Source organism: Pseudomonas sp. PDM21 (assembly GCF_014852505.2).
In the GTDB taxonomy this organism is placed as follows: domain Bacteria; phylum Pseudomonadota; class Gammaproteobacteria; order Pseudomonadales; family Pseudomonadaceae; genus Pseudomonas.
Genome location: NZ_CM181223.1, coordinates 6,184,646 through 6,204,855 on the forward strand (window position 1 = coordinate 6,184,646; position 20,210 = coordinate 6,204,855).

Below are 20,210 nucleotides of genomic sequence, written 5' to 3' on the forward strand. Positions count from 1 at the left end.
ATGCCCCGCGCCCTCCTCCCGCTGCTGCTGATCTGCCTCCTGAGCCCGCTCGCGGTCGTTGCCGACGAACGCGCCGACGCCCAACGTCAGCTGGAGCAGACGCAGAAAGACATCAATGAGCTGAAGAAGAACCTGAAGAACATCCAGGACGAGAAGTCCGGGGTGCAGAAACAGCTCAAGTCCACCGAAACCCAGATGGGCGACCTGGAAAAGCAGATCAGGCAGATCCAGGACGAGATGAAGAAGAACGAGGAAGAACTGCAGCGCCTCGATTCGGAGAAAAAAAAACTCCAGGGCGCACGCCTTGAGCAGCAGCGCCTGATCGCCATCCAGGCCCGCGCCGCCTACCAGAGCGGCCGACAGGAATACCTCAAGCTGCTGCTGAACCAGGAACATCCCGAGAAGTTCAGCCGCACCCTCACCTACTACGACTACATCAACAAGGCGCGCCTGGAGCAGCTCTCGGCCTTCAACGAGACCCTGCGCCAGCTGAGCAACGTCGAACAGGAAATCACCTCGCAGAAGGACGAGCAGGTCGCCCAGCAGACCGCCCTCGAAGCCCGCCGCCAGGAACTGGCCGACGCCCGCAAGGCGCGCCAGGAGACCCTGGCCAAGCTCAACAGCGACCTGAAGGACGGCAGCAGCAAGCTCAAGGACCGCGAGCAGAGCCAGGACGACCTGAACAAGGTCCTCAAGACCATCGAGGAAACCCTCGCCCGCCAGGCCCGCGAAGCCGAGGAAGCGCGCCAGCGCGCCCTGGCCGCCGAACGCGAGCGGGTCAAGCGCGAGCAGGAACTAGCCGCACGCGGCGAGAAGCCCGCAACGCCCTCCAAACGCCCCGACTACAGCGGCCCGTTGGTTTCCAGCGGCACCGGCTTCGGCGGCGCGTTCGCCGCCACCAAGGGCAAACTGCCCTGGCCGGTGGATGGCCGCGTGCTGGCGCGCTACGGCAGCCCGCGCGGCGACGACCCCCGCGCCACCTGGGATGGCGTTCTGATCGGCGCCAACGCCGGCAGTACGGTGCGCGCCGTGCATGGCGGCCGCGTGGTGTTCGCCGACTGGCTGCGCGGCTCAGGCCTGCTGGTCATTCTCGACCACGGTGGTGGCTACCTCAGCCTTTATGGGCATAATCAAAGTCTTCTGAAGGACGCCGGCGATACCGTCAAAGCGGGCGATCCCATTGCAACCGTGGGAGCCAGCGGGGGTCAGAGTACCCCGGCGGTGTATTTTGCCATTCGCCATCAGGGCCGCCCGGCGGACCCTTCGACCTGGTGTCGCACGCAGGGATAAGCGGCGATCACGCATTAGGAGCCAAACATGTCGCAAGCTTTCCGTCTCACTACCCTGGCCCTGGCCTTGCTGCTCGGCGTCGGTGCGGTCCAGGCCGCCGACGCGCCGGCCGCATCCCCTGCGGCCAACGGCAAGGAGGCTCCGCTGCCGCTCGACGAGCTGCGCACCTTTGCCGAGGTCCTGGACCGGGTGAAGGCGGCTTACGTCGAACCGGTGGACGACAAGACGCTGCTGGAAAATGCCATCAAGGGCATGCTCAGCAACCTCGATCCGCATTCGGCCTACCTCGGCCCGGAAGAGTTCGCCGAACTGCAGGAAAGCACCAGCGGTGAATTCGGCGGCCTGGGCATCGAGGTCGGCAGCGAGGATGGCTTCGTCAAGGTGATCTCGCCGATCGACGACACCCCCGCAGCCAACGCCGGCATCCAGCCGGGCGACCTGATCGTCAAGATCGACGGCAAGCCGACCAAGGGACAGTCGATGAACGAGGCGGTGGACAGCATGCGCGGCAAGGCCGGCTCGCCCATCACCCTGACCATCGTGCGCGGTGGCGGAAAACCATTCGACGTAACCCTCAAGCGCGCCGTCATCAAGGTCAAGAGCGTGAAGAGCCAGTTGCTCGAACCGGGCTACGGCTACCTGCGCATCACCCAGTTCCAGGTGAACACCGGCGAGGAGACCGTCAAGGCGCTCTCCAAGCTGCGCAATGACAACAAGGGCAAGCTCAAGGGCATTGTGCTGGACCTGCGCAACAACCCCGGCGGCGTGCTGCAGTCCGCGGTGGAAGTGGCCGACGCCTTCCTCACCAAGGGCCTGATCGTCTACACCAAGGGCCGCATCCCGAACTCCGAGCTGCGCTTCTCCGCCGACCCGGCCGACCCGAGCGACGGCGTCCCGCTGGTGGTGCTGATCAACGGTGGCAGCGCCTCGGCTGCGGAGATCGTCGCCGGCGCCCTGCAGGATCAGAAGCGCGCGATCCTCATGGGTACCGACAGCTTCGGCAAGGGCTCGGTACAGACCGTGCTGCCGCTGAACAACGACCGCGCCCTGAAGCTCACCACCGCGCTGTACTACACCCCCAATGGCCGCTCCATCCAGGCCCAGGGCATCACCCCGGACATCGAGGTGGAACGCGCCAAGGTGACCCGCGAGAAGAGCGAATTCGACGGTTTCAAGGAAGCGGACCTGCAGGGCCACCTGGCCAACGGCAATGGCGGCCAGGATCGTCCGACCACTTCCGGCAAACCACCGGTGGATCGCCCGCAGGATGGCGACTACCAGCTCAGCCAAGCCCTCAGCCTGCTGAAAGGACTCAGCGTCAGCCGCGGCAACAACTGACCGATGCGCCCGGCCCGGCTGCTTTTCGGCCTGTGCCTGGGCGCGCTGCTGTGCCTGCCGGTGGCCGCCGCGCCCCGGCCGGACGGCGGCAAGCCGCTGGTCAGTATCGTCATCGACGACCTCGGGCAGAACCTGGCGCGCGACCGCCAGGTGCTCGACATCTCCCCCGCCATCGCCCTGGCGATCATCCCCGATACACCCCACGCCGCCGAACTGGCGCGCGAAGCGCACCATCGCGGGCGCACCGTGATGCTGCACATGCCGATGGACCCGGCCGGCGGTGGTTACGCCTGGGCCCCGGAGCTGACCCAGGAAGAGCGCGCGCGCCGTCTCGACGCCGCGCTGACGAAGGTGCCCTACGTGCAGGGCGTGAACAACCATGAAGGCAGCCGCATGACCGCCGACCGCCCGGCCATGGCCTGGCTGGCTGCTGAGCTGCAGCGCCGCCACCTGTTCCTGCTCGACAGCCGCACCAGCGCCGCCACCGTGGCTGCTGCCGAGGCACAGAAGATCGGCCTCGCCAGCCTGTCGCGGGACGTCTTCCTTGACGACGATCCGAGCGAAGCGGCGGTGATGGAGCAGATGCAGCGCGGCCTGAAACTGGCGCGCAAGCAGGGCACGGTGGTGATGATCGGCCACCCGAAGCCGGCGACCCTGGCTGTGCTCAAGCGCGTGCTGCCGACCCTGAAGGCCCAGGGCTTCGAGCTGGTGCAGCCGTCGCTGATGATCGCCGAGCGCGGCAACCGCGCCATGGCGGGGCATGGGCAGAACGGGATTTACCGCTAGACGCGCCTACAAAGCGGCAAGTTCTTCGTAGGAGCGAGCTTGCTCGCTCCTACGAAGTCCGGCCGTGCGCTTCGATGCCAAGCCGGCCTTACAGGTAGTTATTCGTCGCCTGCTCGATGAAGCCATCGGCGCGCATTTCGTCCAGCGCCTTCTGCAGCTTCGCCACCACCTCGTCCGGGGTGTCCTTGTTGATCGCCAGGTACAGCTGGGCCTCGTTGAAGCGCAGCACGGTCTGCAGGCCGGACACACCTTCCTGCTTGGCCAGGTAGCGACCCACCGGGTCGGTGGTGGCCCACAGGTCGATCTCGCCGGTGGTCAGCTTCTTCACGTTCTCCTGGTCGCGCAGCGCGTTGAGCACCGGGATGCCCTGGCTCTCCAGGTTCTGGCTGACGGCGTCGTTCTTGTAGGCGCCGAGCTTGTACTTGGCGGCGTCCTTGAGGTCCTTCACCTTGATCGAGCTGCCCGGCGGCGCGAGCAGGACCCAGTGGGTCTTGGCAATCGGCCCGACCCACTTGAACAGCGGCACACGCTCAGGGGTGTAGGTGGTGGAGAACAGCCCGTAGTCGGGCTTGTCGAGGGCCAGCTTGTACAGGCGATCCCAGGGGAAACGCAGGCTCAGGCTGTACTGGATACCGGCGCGCTTGAACATCTCGCGGACGATGTCGGCGCTGATGCCGTCGATACCATCGTCACGGGCGAAGTTCTTGTCATCCACCGCCATGTTGAACGGCGGGAAGTTCTCGGTGAGCAACACCATCTTGTAATCGGCGGGCAACTCGGCGCGGGCCGTGGCGGCCCCCAGCAACAGACCCAGGGTAAGGGTCTTGGTCAGGACTTTCAGCATGGTCATACCGCTCGCTTGGTTATCGTTATTGGGCTTGCGGCATCCCTGCAGGGGGACGGACTACTTCGCTCGTCTGCCTTCCGTGGCAAAACCGGCGCCGAGGGATGTCGGCGCCAAACACAAAGGCCGGCGAGTGGCCGGCCTTCGGGTGTTACAGGTAACTATTGAGCACGTCGTCAACGAAGCCTTCGGCGCGCATCTTGTCCAGCGCCGACTGCAGCTTCTGCACCACGGCATCCGGGGTCTCGCGGTTCAGGGCGAGGAACAGCTGGTCGCTGTTGAAGCGCAGCACGGTCTTCAGCCCGGTGACGCCCACCTGCTTGGCCAGGTAGCGACCCGCCGGGTCACCGCTGGCCCACAGGTCGATCTGACCGTCACGCAGCTTGGCGGCATTCTCCTGGTCGCGCAGCGCCAGCACCGGCTCGAAGCCGTGCTCGCTCAGGTACTGCGCCATGGCGTCGCCCTTGTAGGCGCCGACGCGGTATTTCTTCGCTTCATCCAGGTTGTTCAGGGCGATGGGGCTGTCCGCCTTGGCCAGCAGAACCCAGTCGTCCGGGCCGATCGGGCCGACCCACTTGAACTGGCTCTCGCGCTCGGGCAGGCGCGCGGTGACGAACACCCCGTAGCCGGGCTTCTCCAGCGCCAGCTTGTAGATGCGGTCCCAGGGGAAGCGCAGGGTCAGGCTGTACTGCACGCCCGCACGCTTGAACATCTCCTTGACGATATCCACGGCGATGCCGTCGATGCTGTCTTCCTGGGCGAAGTTCTTGCCGTTGATGGCCATGTTGTAGGGAGGGAAGTTCTCGGTGAGCAGCACCACGCTGTAGTCCGAAGAATCCGTTTCAGCCCTTGCCGCACTGGCCAGAAGCAGGCCGCAGCCTAGCCATGCGAGCAGAATGCGCTTCAGCATCGAGATATTTCCTGCGTATGACATTTCTGAGAAGGCGCAGAGCTTACTCGGAGAATTGACGTCAATAAACCCTATGAATATGGCGATGGGACATGGGTACGCCAGTACCTTGGGTTGAGAACGCCAGTACCTTGAATCAAGAGCGCCAGTACCTTGACTCGGACACGCCAGACCCTTGACCGAAGGCTTCAGCTAGCAAGCTTCGTGCGCAGGAAGGGGATGCGGCCACCGGACGCAGGGGAAGGACGGCCCGGGAGAGAGCCATCGGGCCGGGAGAACCCCGGCCCGGAAGGAATCAGCGCACGACGATGCCGCGGCTGGCCAGGTAGGCCTTGGCCTCCGGCACGCTGTACTCGCCGAAGTGGAAGATGCTCGCCGCGAGCACCGCGTCGGCCTTGCCCTCGATGATGCCGGCGGCCAGGTGCTCCAGGTTGCCGACGCCGCCGGAGGCGATCACCGGCACGCCCACGGCCTCGCTGATGGCGCGGGTCACGCCCAGGTCGTAGCCGCTCTTCACGCCGTCCTGGTCCATGCTGGTCAGCAGGATTTCACCAGCGCCCAGGCCTTCCATCTTCTTCGCCCATTCGACCGCGTCCAGCCCGGTGGGCTTGCGGCCGCCGTGGGTGAAGATTTCCCAGCGCGGCGCTTCGCCCGGCGCCGAGACCTTCTTCGCGTCGATTGCGACCACGATGCACTGCGAGCCGAAGCGCGCGGCGGCTTCGCCGACGAACTCCGGGGTGAACACCGCGGCGGTGTTGATCGAGACCTTGTCCGCACCGGCGTTGAGCAGGTTGCGAATGTCCTGCACCGTCCTGACGCCACCGCCCACCGTCAGCGGGATGAACACCTGGCTGGCCATGCGCTCAACGGTGTGCAGGGTGGTATCGCGGCCATCGACGCTGGCGGTGATGTCGAGGAAGGTGATCTCGTCCGCTCCCTGCTCGTCGTAGCGGCGGGCGATTTCCACCGGATCACCGGCGTCGCGGATGTTCTCGAACTTGACACCCTTCACCACGCGGCCGTTGTCCACGTCGAGGCAGGGAATGATGCGTTTAGCCAGTGCCATAGCAATGCTCTCGTAGGATGGGTGGAGCGCAGCGATGCCCATGCTGCCAGCCCACCGAATTCCTCATTGCTGGATGGCTCGCAGGGCGATCCATCCAGCGTGCGTTCAGATCAGCCTTTGAAGCTGTCGCACAGCGCCTGTGCTTCGGCGACGTCGAGGGTGCCTTCGTAGATCGCGCGGCCGGTGATGGCGCCGACGATGCCCGGCGTGCGGGCGTCCAGCAGCTTCTGGATGTCACCCAGGTTGTGGATGCCGCCCGAAGCGATCACCGGAATACGCGTGGCGTTGGCCAGGGCGGCGGTGGCTTCGACGTTGCAGCCCTGCATCATGCCGTCCTTCGCGATGTCGGTGTAGACGATCGCCGAGACGCCATCGGCCTCGAAGCGCTTGGCCAGGTCGATGACCTGCACCGAGCTCACTTCCGCCCAGCCGTCGGTGGCGACGAAACCGTCTTTCGCGTCCAGGCCAACGATCACCTTGCCCGGGAAGGCCTTGCACGCTTCGGCGACGAACTCCGGCTGCTTGACCGCCTTGGTGCCGATGATCACGTAGCTGACGCCGGCACGGACATAGTGCTCGATGGTTTCCAGCGAGCGGATGCCGCCGCCGATCTGGATCGGCAGGCTCGGGTAGCGCTTGGCGATGGCGGTAACCACTTCACCGTTGACCGGCTTGCCTTCGAAGGCGCCGTTCAGGTCCACCAGGTGCAGGCGGCGGCAGCCGCCCTCCACCCACTTGGCGGCCATGGACACCGGGTCGTCGGAGAAGACCGTGGCGTCTTCCATCAGGCCCTGGCGCAGGCGCACGCAGGCGCCGTCTTTCAGATCGATTGCGGGGATGATCAGCATGGGTTGAACCTGCTCGAATCCAAAGGTGAATGGGGTCGGGTCAGCTCTTCTCGAGCGCCCACAAGTCGCTTTCGATGCTCTCGAACCGGTCTTTCAGGTGAGATTGCACGTCGAAGATCGCCTTGTTGTAGAACAGCGGGCCGAACTCGCGCAGGAAGAAGTCCAGCGCCTCTTCGGCCTCGAAGGAACCGACATCCAGCTCGAAGCGATCTTCGAGGAAACGCTGGATCGCCCGCGCCGCGCTCTGGCGCTGGGCACCATCGAGCTCGAGGATCGCCGGCTTGTCCTTCTGGCGGGCCATGGCTTACCAGCGCCCGTCCCAGGCGGCGAAGTTCTGCAGCAGCTGCAGGCCATGGGTATGGCTCTTCTCCGGGTGAAACTGCACGGCGAAGCGCGAACCGTCGGCCAACGCGGCGGCGAAATCGACGCCGTAATGGCCGCGACCGACCACCTGGCGCGGGTTACCGGCCTGGATGTAGTAGCTGTGCACGAAGTAGAAGCGCGCGCGGTCCGGGATGTCGTGCCACAGCGGGTGATCCACGCTCTGCGCCACCTCGTTCCAGCCCATGTGCGGCACCTTCAGGTGCTCGCCATCCTCGTGCAGGTCCTTGCCGAAGAAGCGCACCTGGCCGGGAAACAGGCCGATGCAGTCAACGCCGTCGTTTTCCTCGCTGCGCTCCAGCAGCGCCTGCATGCCGACGCAGATGCCGAGGAACGGACGGTCCTGGCTGACTTCGCGCACCAGGCTGTCGAAGCCCAGGCGCTTGATCTCGGCCATGCAGTCGCGGATTGCGCCGACGCCGGGGAACACCACGCGGTCCGCTTCGCGGATCACGTTGGCGTCGCTGGTCACCAGCACGCGACCGGCGCCCACGCGCTCAAGCGCCTTGGACACCGAGTGCAGGTTGCCCATGCCGTAGTCGATGACGGCTACGGTCTGCATTACAGGCACCCTTTGGTGGACGGCATCTGGCCGGCCATGCGCTCATCCAGCTCGATGGCCATGCGCAGCGCGCGGCCGAAGGCCTTGAACACCGTTTCGATCTGGTGGTGGGTGTTGTGCCCGCGCAGGTTGTCGATGTGCAGGGTGACGTTGGCGTGGTTGACGAAGCCCTGGAAGAACTCCATGAACAGGTCGACATCGAAGCCACCGACGCTGGCGCGGGTGAACGGCACGTGCATCTGCAGGCCGGGGCGGCCGGAGAAGTCGATGACCACGCGCGACAGCGCCTCGTCCAGCGGCACGTAGGCATGGCCGTAGCGGCGGATGCCTTTCTTGTCGCCGATGGCCTTGGCAAAAGCCTGGCCGAGGGTGATGCCGATGTCTTCGACGGTATGGTGGTCATCGATATGCAGGTCGCCCTTGCACTCGATGTCCAGGTCGATCAGGCCGTGGCGGGCGATCTGGTCCATCATGTGCTCGAGGAAGGGAACCCCGGTATCGAAGCGGGCCTTGCCCGTTCCATCCAGGTCGATGGAAACCTTGATCTGGGTTTCCAGGGTGTCGCGCGCGACGGATGCCTTGCGTTCGGCCATCACCAGCTCCACAGCTAACACTGCACGTAATTATAAGAAGGGGCGGCATTATAGGCGCGCCGTGCGCTGCGCGGCTATGGGCGGTGGTCGGCGCTGGCCGATAGTCCTACACTGCGCGGCTCGCCTTTCGAGGATTGCCCATGCCCGTCGTCGTCCAGCACCTGACCCAGCCCAGCGACCAGGACCGCCAGGACCTGCTGAAGATCTACGCCGACGCGCCGCAATGGCTGCTGGCGCCCTTCGCCGATACCAATGAACTGGTCGAGCAAGGGCTTGCCGAGGGCCGGCTGTTCACCGGGCGCTTCAACGATCGCCTGCTGGGCGCCGCCTGGATCGAGCGCGACGCAGACACTTGGCGACTGTCCCGCCTGTGCGTGCGCCAGATCACTCGCAACCGTGGCGTCGCCCGGCGCCTGCTGGAAGAGGCGCAACGCCTGGCCGTCCTGCAAGGCGCCGCGCTACGCCTGAGCGCTCCGCAAGACCAGCCCGAAGCCGTGCGCTTCGCCGAGCACCTGGGCCTGACGCTGCTGCCAGCCTGACCTGTCATCGCCGGGAACCGCGCCGCAAGTCCCCGTTCAAACCCCGCAATACCTGCCCCCGCCTTTCCGGGCTGGGGCGCCGCTGCGTCATTGGTATACTTTCCCGCTACTCTACCCGCCGCCTGAACAAGGACCCGTACATGAAAGCGTTCGGCAAAATCATCGGCATCGTTGCCCTGGTCCTGCTGCTGCTCATCGTCGCCGCCGGCTTCGTGCTGACCCACTTCTTCGATCCGAACGACTACAAGGACGAAATCCGCCAGCTCGCCCGGGACAAGGCCAACCTCGAGCTGAACCTCAAGGGCGACATCGGCTGGAGCCTGTTCCCCTGGCTGGGCCTGGAGCTGCATGACACCAGCGTGGCGAGCCTGCAGACGCCGGACAAGCCGTTCGCTGATGCGCAGCTGCTGGCCATGTCCGTACGCGTGCTGCCGCTGCTGCGTAAAGAAGTGCAGATGAGCGACATCCGCGTCGAAGGCCTGACCCTGTCCCTGAACAAGGACAAGAACGGCGTCGGCAACTGGGAAAGCATCGGCAAGCCCGCCCAGCCGGCCACCGGCACGCCGCCCGCCGCACAACCGGCGCCGGCGCCGAGCGAGCCGGCTAAACCCGCAGCCGGCGAAGGCCACCAGGCGATGAAGCTGGACATCGACAGCCTCAGCGTGAAGAACGCCCGCATCGACTACGCCGACACCCAGAGCGGCAAGAACTACAGCGTCGAAGGCATCGAGCTGACCACCGGCGCGATCCGCGAGGGCAGCAACATCCCGGTCAAGCTCAGCGCCTACCTGGGCACCAACCAGCCGGTGATCCGCGCGCGCACCGAGTTGACCGGCAACCTGCGCTTCGACCGCGCGCTCAAGCGCTACCAGCTCGAAGACGCCAAGCTCTCCGGCGAAGTCTCCGGCGATCCGTTCCAGGGCAAGACCGCCAATTACAGCGCCCAGGGCCAGCTGGTACTCGACCAGGCCGCCCAGGTTGCCGAGTGGAACGGCCTGAAGGTCACCGTCAACCAGCTGCGCGCCCTCGGCGAGCTGAAGGCCCGCGAGCTGGATAAAGAGCCCAAGTTCGACGGCGGCCTGTCGCTGGCACCGTTCAACCTGCGCGAATTCCTCGAAGGCATCGGCCAGACCCTGCCGGAAATGGCCGACACCACCACCCTCACCAAGCTGGAACTGGCCACCCGCGTCAGCGGCACCCGCAACAGCCTCGCCCTGAACGACATCAACCTGAAGCTGGACGACAGCGCCTTCAGCGGCAACCTCGGCATCGCCGACTTCGGCAAGCAGGCGATCCGCGCCCAGCTGTCCGGCGACAAGCTGAACCTCGACCGCTATCTGCCGGCCAAGGTCAAGAAGGCCCAGGAGGCCACCAACAGCGCACGCAAGGCCGAAGTCGACGCCACCGCGCAGAACGCCATCAAGGGCGACACGCCATTGCCCAGCCAGCCGACCCAGCAAGCCTGGAGCGACGCCCCGCTGCTGCCCATCGCCCGCCTGCGCGCGCTGGACCTCGACACCGGCCTGAACCTCGGCCAGCTGACCCTGGACAAGCTGCCCATCGACAACGCCGTGCTCAAGCTGCGCGGCCAGGGCGGCCTGCTCAACCTCGACGACCTGCGTGGCGAGCTTTACGACGGCAAGTTCAACGCCACCGCCACCCTCGACGTGCGCCAGGACGTACCGACCCTGCAGGCGAAGAAACACATCGCCGACGTACCGGTGGAGCGCCTGCTCGAATCCCAGGGCCAGAAGCCGCCGGTGAAGGGCCTGCTGGACCTTGACGCCGACATCACCACCCAGGGCAACAGTCAAAAGGCCTGGATCGACAACCTCAACGGCACCGCGCACTTCGTCCTGACCCAGGGCGTGCTGCTCAACGCCAACCTCGAACAGCAGCTGTGCCAGGGCATCGCCACGCTCAACCGCAAGTCGCTGACTGGCGAGCATGGCGGCAAGGACACGCCCTTCCGCGAGCTGCAGGGCAACCTGGTGTTCCGCAATGGCGTGGCCAGCAACCCGGACCTCAAGGCCAGCATCCCCGGCCTGACCGTCAAGGCCGACGGCGACCTCGACCTGCGCGTGCTGGGCATGGACTACCGCGTCGGCGTCACCATCGAAGGCGACAAGAGCGACATGCCCGACCCCGCCTGCGAGGTGAACAAGCGCTATGTCGGCATCGAATGGCCGCTGCGCTGCCGCGGCCCGCTGGAACTGGGCGCCAAGGCCTGCCGCCTGGACAAGGACGGCATCGGCAAGATCGCCGCACGGTTGGCCGGGGACCGGCTGAACCAGAAACTCGAAGAGAAGCTCGGCGACAAGGTCAGTCCCGAACTCAAAGACGCACTCAAAGGGCTGTTCAAGAAGTGACCCCGCAAAGCTTCAATCAGGCCGTGCTCGACTGGTTCGACACGCACGGCCGCCATGACCTGCCCTGGCAGCAGAACATCACACCCTACCGGGTGTGGGTCTCGGAAATCATGCTGCAGCAGACCCAGGTCAGCACCGTGATGGGCTACTACGACCGCTTCATGACGGCGCTGCCGACGGTGGCGGACCTGGCCAACGCGCCGGAAGACGAAGTACTGCACCTGTGGACGGGCCTGGGCTACTACACCCGCGCCCGTAACCTGCACAAGACCGCGAAGACGGTGATGGAACAGCACGGCGGAGAATTCCCCCGCGACGTCGAACAGCTCGCCGAGCTGCCCGGCATCGGCCGCTCCACCGCCGGCGCCATCGCCAGCATCTCCATGGGGCTGCGTGCACCGATCCTCGACGGCAACGTCAAGCGCGTGCTCGCGCGTTATATCGCCTGCGACGGCTATCCGGGCGAGCCCAAGGTCGCCAGACAGCTGTGGGACGCCGCCGAGCGCTTCACGCCGCAGGAGCGGGTCAACCACTACACCCAGGCGATGATGGACCTGGGCGCGACCCTCTGCACCCGCAGCAAGCCGAGCTGCCTGCTCTGCCCGCTGCGCGAGGGCTGCCGCGCGCACTTCCTCGGCCGCGAGACCGACTTTCCGGTCTCCAAGCCGCGCAAGGCGCTGCCGCAGAAACGGACGCTGATGCCGATCCTGGCCAACCGCGAGGGCGACATCCTGCTCTACCGCCGTCCGTCGACCGGACTCTGGGGCGGCCTGTGGAGCTTCCCCGAACTGGACGACCTGGCCGCCCTCGACCCACTGGCCCAGCGCCACGCCCTGCGCCTGGGCGAGCGGCGCGAGCTGCCCGGCCTGACCCATACCTTCAGCCACTTCCAGCTGGCCATCGAGCCCTGGCTGGTGCGCGTCGAGGACGCAGCCCCCGCCGTGGCCGAGGCCGACTGGCTCTGGTATAACCTCGCCACCCCGCCGCGGCTCGGTCTTGCCGCCCCGGTGAAGAAGCTGCTCAAACGAGCCGCCGACGTGTTGAACGCAGGAGAAATGTCATGACCCGACTGGTGATGTGCCGCAAATACAAAGAAGAGCTGCCCGGCCTCGATCGCGCGCCCTATCCCGGAGCCAAGGGCCAGGACATCTACGAGCACGTCTCGAAGAAAGCCTGGGACGAATGGCAGAAGCACCAGACCATGCTGATCAACGAGCGTCGCCTGAACATGATGAATGCCGAGGATCGCAAGTTCCTCACCGCCGAGATGGACAAGTTCCTGTCGGGCGAGGAATACGCGCAGGCCGAGGGCTACGTCCCGCCCAGCGCGTAAGCTTCGGTATTATTTGAAAAATTTTTTCGCGGCACGCTTGACACCCCTTCCGAAAACCCTTTTAATGCGCGCCACGTTGCCCAGGTAGCTCAGTTGGTAGAGCAGGGGATTGAAAATCCCCGTGTCGGCGGTTCGATTCCGTCCCTGGGCACCAAGCCTTCCGAAAAGCCCCTGAAATCGCGAGATTTCAGGGGCTTTTTCATTCCGCTCCGCACAAGTCACTCCTCCGCCCCGGAACATTCCCGCGTTTCGTATCGAATGTTTGCCGAACCTCAGTGTCTACTGGCACATAGCACATCGATCTTTCAGAATCATGACCATCCGGACGATTTTCACCCTGTAGTGAGATACCCTCCGGGATTCGATGTTTCGTAGCGGAGTCACTGTGCGCAAACTCATAAGCTGGTGGAATTCCCGGGGCAACCTGGTTTCCCTGTCTGCCCTCTTCCTGCTGGTGCCGCTGATCGGCCGCTACAGCCTTGGCTGGGGCTCCCCGCTGGGCTACCTGTCGGACCTCGCGCTCGGCACCCTGCTGGTCGTCGCAGTGCACAACCGTCGACTGTTCATCGCCATTCCGGTCATGCTGGTGTGGGCCCTGTCGGTGATCGGCACCGCCGAACTGGTCAGCGCCGTGGGCCGCATGCCTGCGCCGGAAGACCTGCACTTCCTCGCCGACCCGACCTTCGTCGCCAACTCCACCGAGGGCGGCGGTCTCAACCACCTGCACCTGGCGATCCTGATCGGCGCTGGCATCCTGCTCTGCGCGCTGCTCTGGCGCCGCCGCGAAAAGCCGCTGCCAGGCTACGCCTATGCTGTACCGGCCGTGCTGCTGGCCGCCCACGCAGGCGTTCAGTACTTCCAACCCAGCGATGCGGAAATGTGGAAGCAGTTCAACCTGCCGCACCAGCTGGTCTCCCGCGCCGTCACCAGCGGCGAGATGGCCTACCAGGACTGGCGCGACCGCGACCAGCCGGAGGCCCGCCCGGACGTCACCGGCCTGACCCAGCACGACCTCAATGGCACTTCGCTGTTGACCGGTCGCGGCCAGGCGAAGAACGTGCTGATCATCGCCATGGAAGGTATCCCCGGCGCCTACGTCGCCACCAACCGTGCCGCCCTGAGCAGCAGCTACGAAGAGTCGATGATGCCGCGCCTGAGCACCTGGGCCGAGCGCGCCATGACCACACCTGACTACGTGGTGCACAGCCACCAGACCATCCGCGGCCTCTACGCCATGCTCTGCGGCGACTACAGCAAGCTGGACAATGGCACGCCCAAGGGCGTCGAGCTGCTGGGCAACCCGACCCGCGCCGCCGAATGCCTACCGGCGCAAATGCACCAGGCCGGCTTCAGCACCCACTTCCTGCAGGGCGCCGGGCTGCGCTTCATGGCCAAGGACAAGGTCATGCCGGCCATGGGCTTCGACAAGACCCTGGGCCGCGACTGGTTCAAGAAAAAGCCCTACCTGGAATTCGCCTGGGGCATGGATGACAAGGCCTTCTTCGAGGGTGCGCTGGACTACGTCGGCCAGCTGCGCCAGAAGAAGCAGCCGTGGATGCTCACCCTGCTCACCGTCGGCACCCACCAGCCGTATTCGGCCACTCCGGAATACCTGGCCAAGTACCCGACCCCGCGCCAGGCGGCAGTCGCCTACCTGGATGACGCCGTCGATGCCTTCCTCAAGGGTCTGGAAGAGAAAGGCGTGCTCAAGGACACCCTGGTGATCGTCACCTCCGACGAATCCCATGGCATCGACAATGTGCGCCTTGCCTCGGCCTGGGGCCTGAACCTGATCCTTGCACCGGAACAGGCCGCGCTGCCGCCGGTTAAGGCCGGCGTCTACGGCCACGTCGACCTGGAATCCTCGGTGCTCGACTATTTCGCCATCAAGGCGCCGCAGGATATCGCCGGTCGCTCGCTGTTCCGCGAATACACCAGCGGCCGCGAGATGGTGACCTTCACCAACGGAATGCAGCGTTATCACGACGGCAAGGGCAACTTTACCGAGTGCGACTTCCAGCAGGTCTGCCGGCGCTACAAGAGTGACGGTTTCATCGCCGATACCGCCAAATTCGAAGGCCGCTTCAGTGGCCGCGACGCCCGCCTGATGACTGCCCGCGCGGACATCCTTGACCAATCGGTGACCAAAGCGCAGTCGGCTCGCGAATACCAGTTCGCGACCAAGGAACGCATCCGCCTGAAGCCACAGATCGACAACGAGTACACCGACAACCTGATCGGCGCGCAGTATCTGGAGTTTCCGGCCAACACCCACACCACGGTGCGCCTGAAGATCCGCGCGATCCAGATGGACGCCAATGGGGCGAAAGTGACGCTCAAGACGCGCTCGTTCGAGAAGCCCGTGCCCATCGAGATACCGGACTTCCCGCGGGTGTTGCGCAACCAGCCGCTGGAAGTGAGCTTCGGCTTCGACAACGAGGAAGCCCGCAAGGCCTTCTCCTTCCACCTGCTCGCCGAAGGCAAGGGCGTCATCGAGATCACCGACTTCCACGTGCTGACCCAGCCGCGCAAGTCGACGATCAATGCCACCGAAGGCGGTGGCACGGGCCTGGCCGACGCCAACCAGCCGCTGACGATTCCGCGGCTGTCCGGGCACCCGAACCTGATGGCCAGCCAGCCACCGGAATCCCAGGACGACATCACGCCCGCCGAAGCACTCGAAGATCCGAATCCGCAACTTCGGCAGATGATGCAGTAACTCTCACCGGCGGCCCCAGGGCCGCCGGACTTTTACCGGCCGGTCTAAACTGGCACTATCCCGCCCCCGCGCCATCAGCCGACGCCCTCATCCGGCGCAGCTAGTTCAGCCCAGGCGACAACGCCGAGCGGCAATGCGACAACTTGCCACTACAGCCGACGACCGCGGCAGATGGGCGCTTGGCGCACTCCGGAGTGCGTGTTAGGTTGCCCCTCGCCAGGATGGCCCCGATTCTGCAGTGACCTGCTGCGAAAGCGTCCGAATAACAATAGAGGAGCCCCCAATGGCCACGGCCATACCCGCACTGGAAATCCGTAACCTGCACAAGCGTTACGGTGACCTGGAAGTGCTCAAAGGCATTTCCCTGACCGCCCGCGACGGCGATGTGATTTCCATTCTCGGCTCCTCCGGTTCCGGTAAATCCACGTTCCTGCGCTGCATCAACCTGCTGGAGAACCCGCACCAGGGCCAGATCCTGGTCGCCGGTGAAGAACTCAAGCTGAAGAAGACCAAGGACGGCTCGCTGGTCGCCTCGGACAACAAGCAGATCAACCGTCTGCGCAGCGAACTGGGTTTCGTCTTCCAGAACTTCAACCTCTGGCCGCACATGAGCATCCTCGACAACATCATCGAGGCGCCGCGCCGTGTGCTGGGCAAGACCAAGGCCGAAGCCACCGAGATCGCCGAGGCCCTGCTGGCCAAGGTCGGCATCTCCGACAAGCGCCACAGCTTCCCCGCGCAGCTTTCCGGTGGCCAGCAGCAACGCGCCGCCATCGCCCGCACCCTGGCGATGCAGCCCAAGGTCATCCTCTTCGACGAGCCGACGTCGGCACTGGACCCGGAAATGGTCCAGGAAGTGCTTAACGTTATCCGCGCGCTCGCCGATGAGGGTCGTACCATGCTGCTGGTGACCCATGAAATGAACTTTGCCCGCCAGGTATCCAGTGAGGTGGTGTTCCTCCACCAGGGCCTGGTAGAAGAGCAGGGACCGCCGCAGCAGGTATTTGACAACCCGCAATCGGCACGCTGTAAACAATTCATGTCCAGCCACCGCTAACGGAGCATCACTGCATGAACAACTATAAGAAGATCGTTCTGGCTATCGCGGCCACCTTCGCACTGGGGAGCCAGGCCATCGCCGCGGACAAACTGCGCATCGGTACCGAAGGCGCCTACCCGCCCTTCAACGGCATCGACGCCAGCGGCCAGGTCGTCGGTTTCGATATCGAGATCGGCAAGGCGCTGTGCGCCAAGATGAAGACCGAGTGCGACGTCGTCACCTCCGACTGGGACGGTATCATCCCGGCCCTGAACGCCAAGAAGTTCGACTTCATCGTCGCTTCCATGTCGATCACCGACGAGCGCAAGCAGGCCGTTGACTTCACCAACGCCTACTACACCAACAAGCTGCAGTTCGTGGCGCCGAAGTCGACCGACTTCAAGACCGACAAGGGCTACCTCAAGGGCAAAGTGATCGGTGCGCAGCGCGCGACCATCGCCGGTACCTGGCTTGAGGACAACATGTCCGACACCGTCACCATCAAGCTCTACGACACCCAGGAAAACGCCTACCTCGACCTGTCCTCGGGCCGCCTCGACGGCGTCCTGGCCGACAAGTTCGTGCAGTACGACTGGCTGAAGAGCGACGCCGGCAAGGACTTCGAGTTCAAGGGCGATCCGGTGTTCGACAACGACAAGATCGGCATCGCCGTGCGCAAGGGCGACCCGCTGCGTGACAAGCTGAACGCCGCTCTGAAGGAAATCGTCGACGACGGTACCTACAAGAAGATCAACGACAAGTACTTCCCCTTCAGCATCTACTGATGCACGTGCCGCGCCGCCCCTCGCCGGGCGGCGCGCGCCTTCAGGCGTGACTCCCCATGATTTTCGACCTGCACGGCTTTGGCGATCAGTTGATCGCCGGCACCTGGATGACGCTCAAGCTCTCGCTCGCCGCAGTCTGCGTGGGACTGGTCCTCGGCCTGCTCGGCGCCATCGCCAAGACCTCGAAGAACGGTTTCCTGCGCATGCTCGGCGGTTTCTACACCACCGTAGTGCGCGGCGTACCCGAGACACTCTGGGTACTGATGATCTATTTCGGCACCGTGGCCGGCCTGAACGCCATCGGTGACCTCTTCGGCCACCCCGAATTCGCCCTCTCGCCCTTTGCCGCAGGCACCTGTGCCTTGGGCCTGTGCTTCGGCGCCTACGCCACCGAAGTCTTCCGTGGCGCGCTGCTGGCGATTCCCAAGGGCCATCGCGAAGCCGGCCAGGCGCTGGGGCTCTCCGCTCCGCGCATCTTCTGGCGCATCGTGCTGCCGCAGGTATGGCGCGTGGCGCTGCCAGGCCTGGGTAACCTCTATCTGATTCTTCTGAAGGACACCGCCCTGGTCTCGCTGATCACCCTCGACGAGATCATGCGCAAGGCCCAGGTCGCCTCCAACGCGACCAAGGAGCCCTTCACCTTCTACATGACCGCGGCCTTCATCTACCTGGGCCTGACCGTCTTCATCATGGCCGCCCTGCACTTCCTCGAGCGTCGCGCCGGCCGTGGCTTCGTGAGGAACGAGCTATGACCGATCTCGAGCTGATCCTCAAATGGCTGCCGAAGATGCTCCAGGGTGCCACCCTGACCCTGGAGCTGCTGGCCATCGCCGTGGTCGCCGGCCTGTGCCTGGCCGTACCGCTGGGCATCGCCCGCGCCTCGCGGCACTGGTACGTGCGCGCGGTGCCCTACACCTACATCTTCTTCTTCCGCGGCACGCCACTGCTGCTGCAGCTGTTCATCGTCTACTACGGATTTGCCCAGTTCGAGAGCGTGCGCAAGGGGCCACTCTGGCCGTACCTGCGCGACCCGTACTGGTGCGCCCTGCTGACCATGACGCTGCACACCGCGGCCTATATCGCCGAGATCCTGCGCGGCGCCATCCACGCCATCCCGGTGGGTGAAGTGGAAGCCGCCCGCGCGCTGGGCATGTCCCGTCGCCAGGCGCTGTTCCACATCATCCTGCCGCGCGCCGCGCGGATCGCGATGCCGGCCTACAGCAACGAGGTGATCCTCATGCTCAAGGCCAGCGCCGTGGTGTACACCGTGACCCTGTTCGACATCATGGGCATGACACGCACCATCATCGCGCGCACCTACGAGGCGATGCTGTTCTTCTGCCTCGCCGGCCTGTTCTACCTGGTCATCACCCTGCTGCTGACGCGCATCTTCCGCCTGCTGGAACGCTGGCTGAAGGTGGACTCGATGCAGGGCCGCTGACCGGCGCGCCGTTTGCCCACGGGGTCGCTATAATGCGCGCCCCGTGGCTTTCCCCCGCTTCGCACCGTGCTCCCGAACGAAACTCCCCTGACCGGTTCCGACCTGCTCCAGCGCTTCCAGGCACTGGACGGTTTCCTGCTGGATCATCAGGCGCTATGGCGACCGAAACCCTTCACCGCGCTGGAGTTGGACTGGGAGCGCGGCCACCCCGAACTGGCTGCCTGGCTGCGCGGCCGCAGCCTCGATGACGCCGACGCAGCGCACAACGCCCCCGAGCAGCTTGACGCCCCCGCCCCCTTCCCGGCGATGGCCGCCACGGCCGCAAAGTTGTCCGTCGTCGGCGAACTCCCGGCCACGCCGCTGGGCAAGTTGCCGAACCAGCTGACCGTCGACGTTCCCGGTCGCAAGTGGCAACAGATCGACGCCTTCGCCAGCCGTCTGGGTTTCGCCCAAGCACCGCAGCAATGGCTCGACTGGTGCGCCGGTAAAGGCCATCTGGGCCGTCTGCTGGCGCGCGACGGCAAGCCGCTGCTGAGCCTGGATTTCGACCATGCCCTGGTGGAAGACGGCCAGCGCCTGAGCGACCGGCTTCAGCTTCACGCCCGGCATCACCAGCAGGACGTACTCGCACCGGACGCCCGCGAGCACCTGCAGGCCGGCCACACCGCCGTCGCCCTGCACGCCTGCGGCAACCTGCACGTACGCCTGCTGCAGCTTGCCAGCGCCCAGGGCTGCCGCCAGCTCGCCGTGGCGCCCTGCTGCTATAACCGCATCGATAGCGAGTACTACCAGCCGCTCTCGCACGCCGCGCAGAGCTCCACCCTGGAGCTCTCGCGGGACGACCTGCGCCTGCCGCTCGCCGAAACCGTCACCGCCGGCGTCCGCGTGCGCCGCCAGCGCGACGGATCGATGGCGCGGCGGTTGGCTTTTGACCTGCTGCAACGGGAAGTCCGCGGCAGCAACGACTACCTGACAACCCCTTCCGTGCCGCCGACGTGGCTGGACAAACCCTTCGCCGACTATTGTCGCGACCTCGCCGCGCTCCGGGGGCTCGAACTGCCCGCTGGCACCGACTGGCAGCAACTGGAGGCCAGAGGCTGGCAACGCCTGGCCCAGGTCCGCAACCTCGAACTGGTGCGCGGACTGTTCCGCCGCCCCATGGAACTCTGGCTGGTGCTCGACCGCGCGTTATTCCTCGAGGAACAAGGCTATCGCGCCACCCTGGGCGCCTTCTGCGCCACCCGGATGACCCCGCGAAACCTGCTGCTACTGGCCGAACGCATCTGAGACGGGCGTTCCAGGGCTTCACCCACAGACCCTGTGGATAACTCTGTTCGTAACCCCGGAAAAAACTGCCCTTTCTTACC

General features: G+C 65.2%; 20 protein-coding genes and 1 tRNA gene. 14 read left to right on the forward strand and 7 right to left on the reverse strand.

The window, feature by feature from the left end; all coding sequences use genetic code 11:
* Genes IB275_RS28525 through IB275_RS28535 form a run of 3 tightly spaced genes read left to right on the forward strand, consistent with a single transcriptional unit; the run spans position 1 to position 3,414 of the window.
* A complete protein-coding gene (locus tag IB275_RS28525) occupies positions 1-1,290 on the forward strand; it encodes a murein hydrolase activator EnvC family protein (protein WP_192293294.1) in 1,290 nt (429 codons plus the stop codon).
* A 27-nt stretch (positions 1,291-1,317) separates the two neighbouring features.
* Entirely contained in the window at positions 1,318-2,628 is a 1,311-nt protein-coding gene (locus tag IB275_RS28530) for a S41 family peptidase (protein WP_081515343.1), read from the forward strand.
* A gap of 3 nt (positions 2,629-2,631) precedes the next feature.
* Positions 2,632-3,414: a divergent polysaccharide deacetylase family protein gene (locus tag IB275_RS28535; RefSeq protein WP_192293296.1), complete on the forward strand. Its 783-nt coding sequence runs from the start codon at positions 2,632-2,634 to the stop codon at positions 3,412-3,414.
* An 88-nt stretch (positions 3,415-3,502) separates the two neighbouring features.
* Here the strand turns inward: IB275_RS28535 and IB275_RS28540 are convergent, their stop codons facing one another.
* The 7 genes from IB275_RS28540 to hisB form a co-directional block, all read right to left on the reverse strand.
* Positions 3,503-4,258, reverse strand: a complete 756-nt coding sequence (locus IB275_RS28540) for a substrate-binding periplasmic protein (RefSeq protein WP_192293652.1) — start codon at positions 4,256-4,258, stop codon at positions 3,503-3,505.
* 151 nt (positions 4,259-4,409) lie between these two features.
* Entirely contained in the window at positions 4,410-5,165 is a 756-nt protein-coding gene (locus IB275_RS28545; protein ID WP_412547964.1) for a substrate-binding periplasmic protein, read from the reverse strand.
* 298 nt (positions 5,166-5,463) lie between these two features.
* Entirely contained in the window at positions 5,464-6,234 is a 771-nt protein-coding gene (gene hisF, locus IB275_RS28550; protein WP_081515340.1) for an imidazole glycerol phosphate synthase subunit HisF, read from the reverse strand.
* A gap of 110 nt (positions 6,235-6,344) precedes the next feature.
* Positions 6,345-7,082 (reverse strand): 1-(5-phosphoribosyl)-5-[(5-phosphoribosylamino)methylideneamino]imidazole-4-carboxamide isomerase, encoded by a 738-nt coding sequence (hisA, locus tag IB275_RS28555; protein WP_192293300.1) that lies wholly within the window; start codon positions 7,080-7,082, stop codon positions 6,345-6,347.
* A 40-nt stretch (positions 7,083-7,122) separates the two neighbouring features.
* Positions 7,123-7,383, reverse strand: coding sequence for a DUF2164 domain-containing protein (locus tag IB275_RS28560; RefSeq protein ID WP_045215778.1), 261 nt, complete (start codon positions 7,381-7,383; stop codon positions 7,123-7,125).
* Between the two features lie 3 nt (positions 7,384-7,386).
* Entirely contained in the window at positions 7,387-8,025 is a 639-nt protein-coding gene (hisH, locus tag IB275_RS28565; protein WP_081515338.1) for an imidazole glycerol phosphate synthase subunit HisH, read from the reverse strand.
* Positions 8,025-8,618, reverse strand: a complete 594-nt coding sequence (hisB, locus tag IB275_RS28570; protein ID WP_015479330.1) for an imidazoleglycerol-phosphate dehydratase HisB — start codon at positions 8,616-8,618, stop codon at positions 8,025-8,027. Before hisB ends, hisH begins: the two co-directional genes overlap by 1 nt.
* A gap of 140 nt (positions 8,619-8,758) precedes the next feature.
* Between hisB and panM the strand changes: the two genes are divergently transcribed.
* The 11 genes from panM to IB275_RS28625 all read left to right on the forward strand — a co-directional run bounded on the left by panM (position 8,759) and on the right by IB275_RS28625 (position 20,130).
* Positions 8,759-9,157, forward strand: coding sequence for an aspartate 1-decarboxylase autocleavage activator PanM (panM, locus tag IB275_RS28575; protein ID WP_138213854.1), 399 nt, complete (start codon positions 8,759-8,761; stop codon positions 9,155-9,157).
* 140 nt (positions 9,158-9,297) lie between these two features.
* A complete protein-coding gene (locus IB275_RS28580; RefSeq protein ID WP_192293302.1) occupies positions 9,298-11,526 on the forward strand; it encodes an AsmA family protein in 2,229 nt (742 codons plus the stop codon).
* The gene (mutY, locus tag IB275_RS28585) at positions 11,523-12,590 is read left to right on the forward strand and encodes an A/G-specific adenine glycosylase (RefSeq protein WP_192225145.1); all 1,068 of its coding nucleotides are present in this window, start codon (positions 11,523-11,525) and stop codon (positions 12,588-12,590) included. Before IB275_RS28580 ends, mutY begins: the two co-directional genes overlap by 4 nt.
* The gene (locus tag IB275_RS28590) at positions 12,587-12,859 is read left to right on the forward strand and encodes an oxidative damage protection protein (protein ID WP_015479334.1); all 273 of its coding nucleotides are present in this window, start codon (positions 12,587-12,589) and stop codon (positions 12,857-12,859) included. The genes mutY and IB275_RS28590 overlap by 4 nt, the downstream gene beginning before the upstream one ends.
* A gap of 78 nt (positions 12,860-12,937) precedes the next feature.
* Positions 12,938-13,013, forward strand: a tRNA-Phe gene (locus IB275_RS28595).
* Positions 13,014-13,244: 231 nt separating this feature from the next.
* A complete protein-coding gene (locus IB275_RS28600) occupies positions 13,245-15,578 on the forward strand; it encodes an LTA synthase family protein (RefSeq protein WP_192293304.1) in 2,334 nt (777 codons plus the stop codon).
* 283 nt (positions 15,579-15,861) lie between these two features.
* On the forward strand, positions 15,862-16,635 hold the full coding sequence (locus IB275_RS28605) for an ABC transporter ATP-binding protein (protein WP_045215765.1): 774 nt from the start codon (positions 15,862-15,864) through the stop codon (positions 16,633-16,635).
* A 14-nt stretch (positions 16,636-16,649) separates the two neighbouring features.
* Entirely contained in the window at positions 16,650-17,402 is a 753-nt protein-coding gene (locus IB275_RS28610) for an ABC transporter substrate-binding protein (RefSeq protein ID WP_192293306.1), read from the forward strand.
* Between the two features lie 56 nt (positions 17,403-17,458).
* Positions 17,459-18,154, forward strand: a complete 696-nt coding sequence (locus IB275_RS28615) for an ABC transporter permease (RefSeq protein ID WP_081515331.1) — start codon at positions 17,459-17,461, stop codon at positions 18,152-18,154.
* A complete protein-coding gene (locus IB275_RS28620) occupies positions 18,151-18,843 on the forward strand; it encodes an ABC transporter permease (RefSeq protein ID WP_138213830.1) in 693 nt (230 codons plus the stop codon). The genes IB275_RS28615 and IB275_RS28620 overlap by 4 nt, the downstream gene beginning before the upstream one ends.
* A 66-nt stretch (positions 18,844-18,909) precedes the next feature.
* A complete protein-coding gene (locus IB275_RS28625) occupies positions 18,910-20,130 on the forward strand; it encodes a methyltransferase (protein WP_192293308.1) in 1,221 nt (406 codons plus the stop codon).
* Positions 20,131-20,210 lie beyond the last annotated feature (80 nt).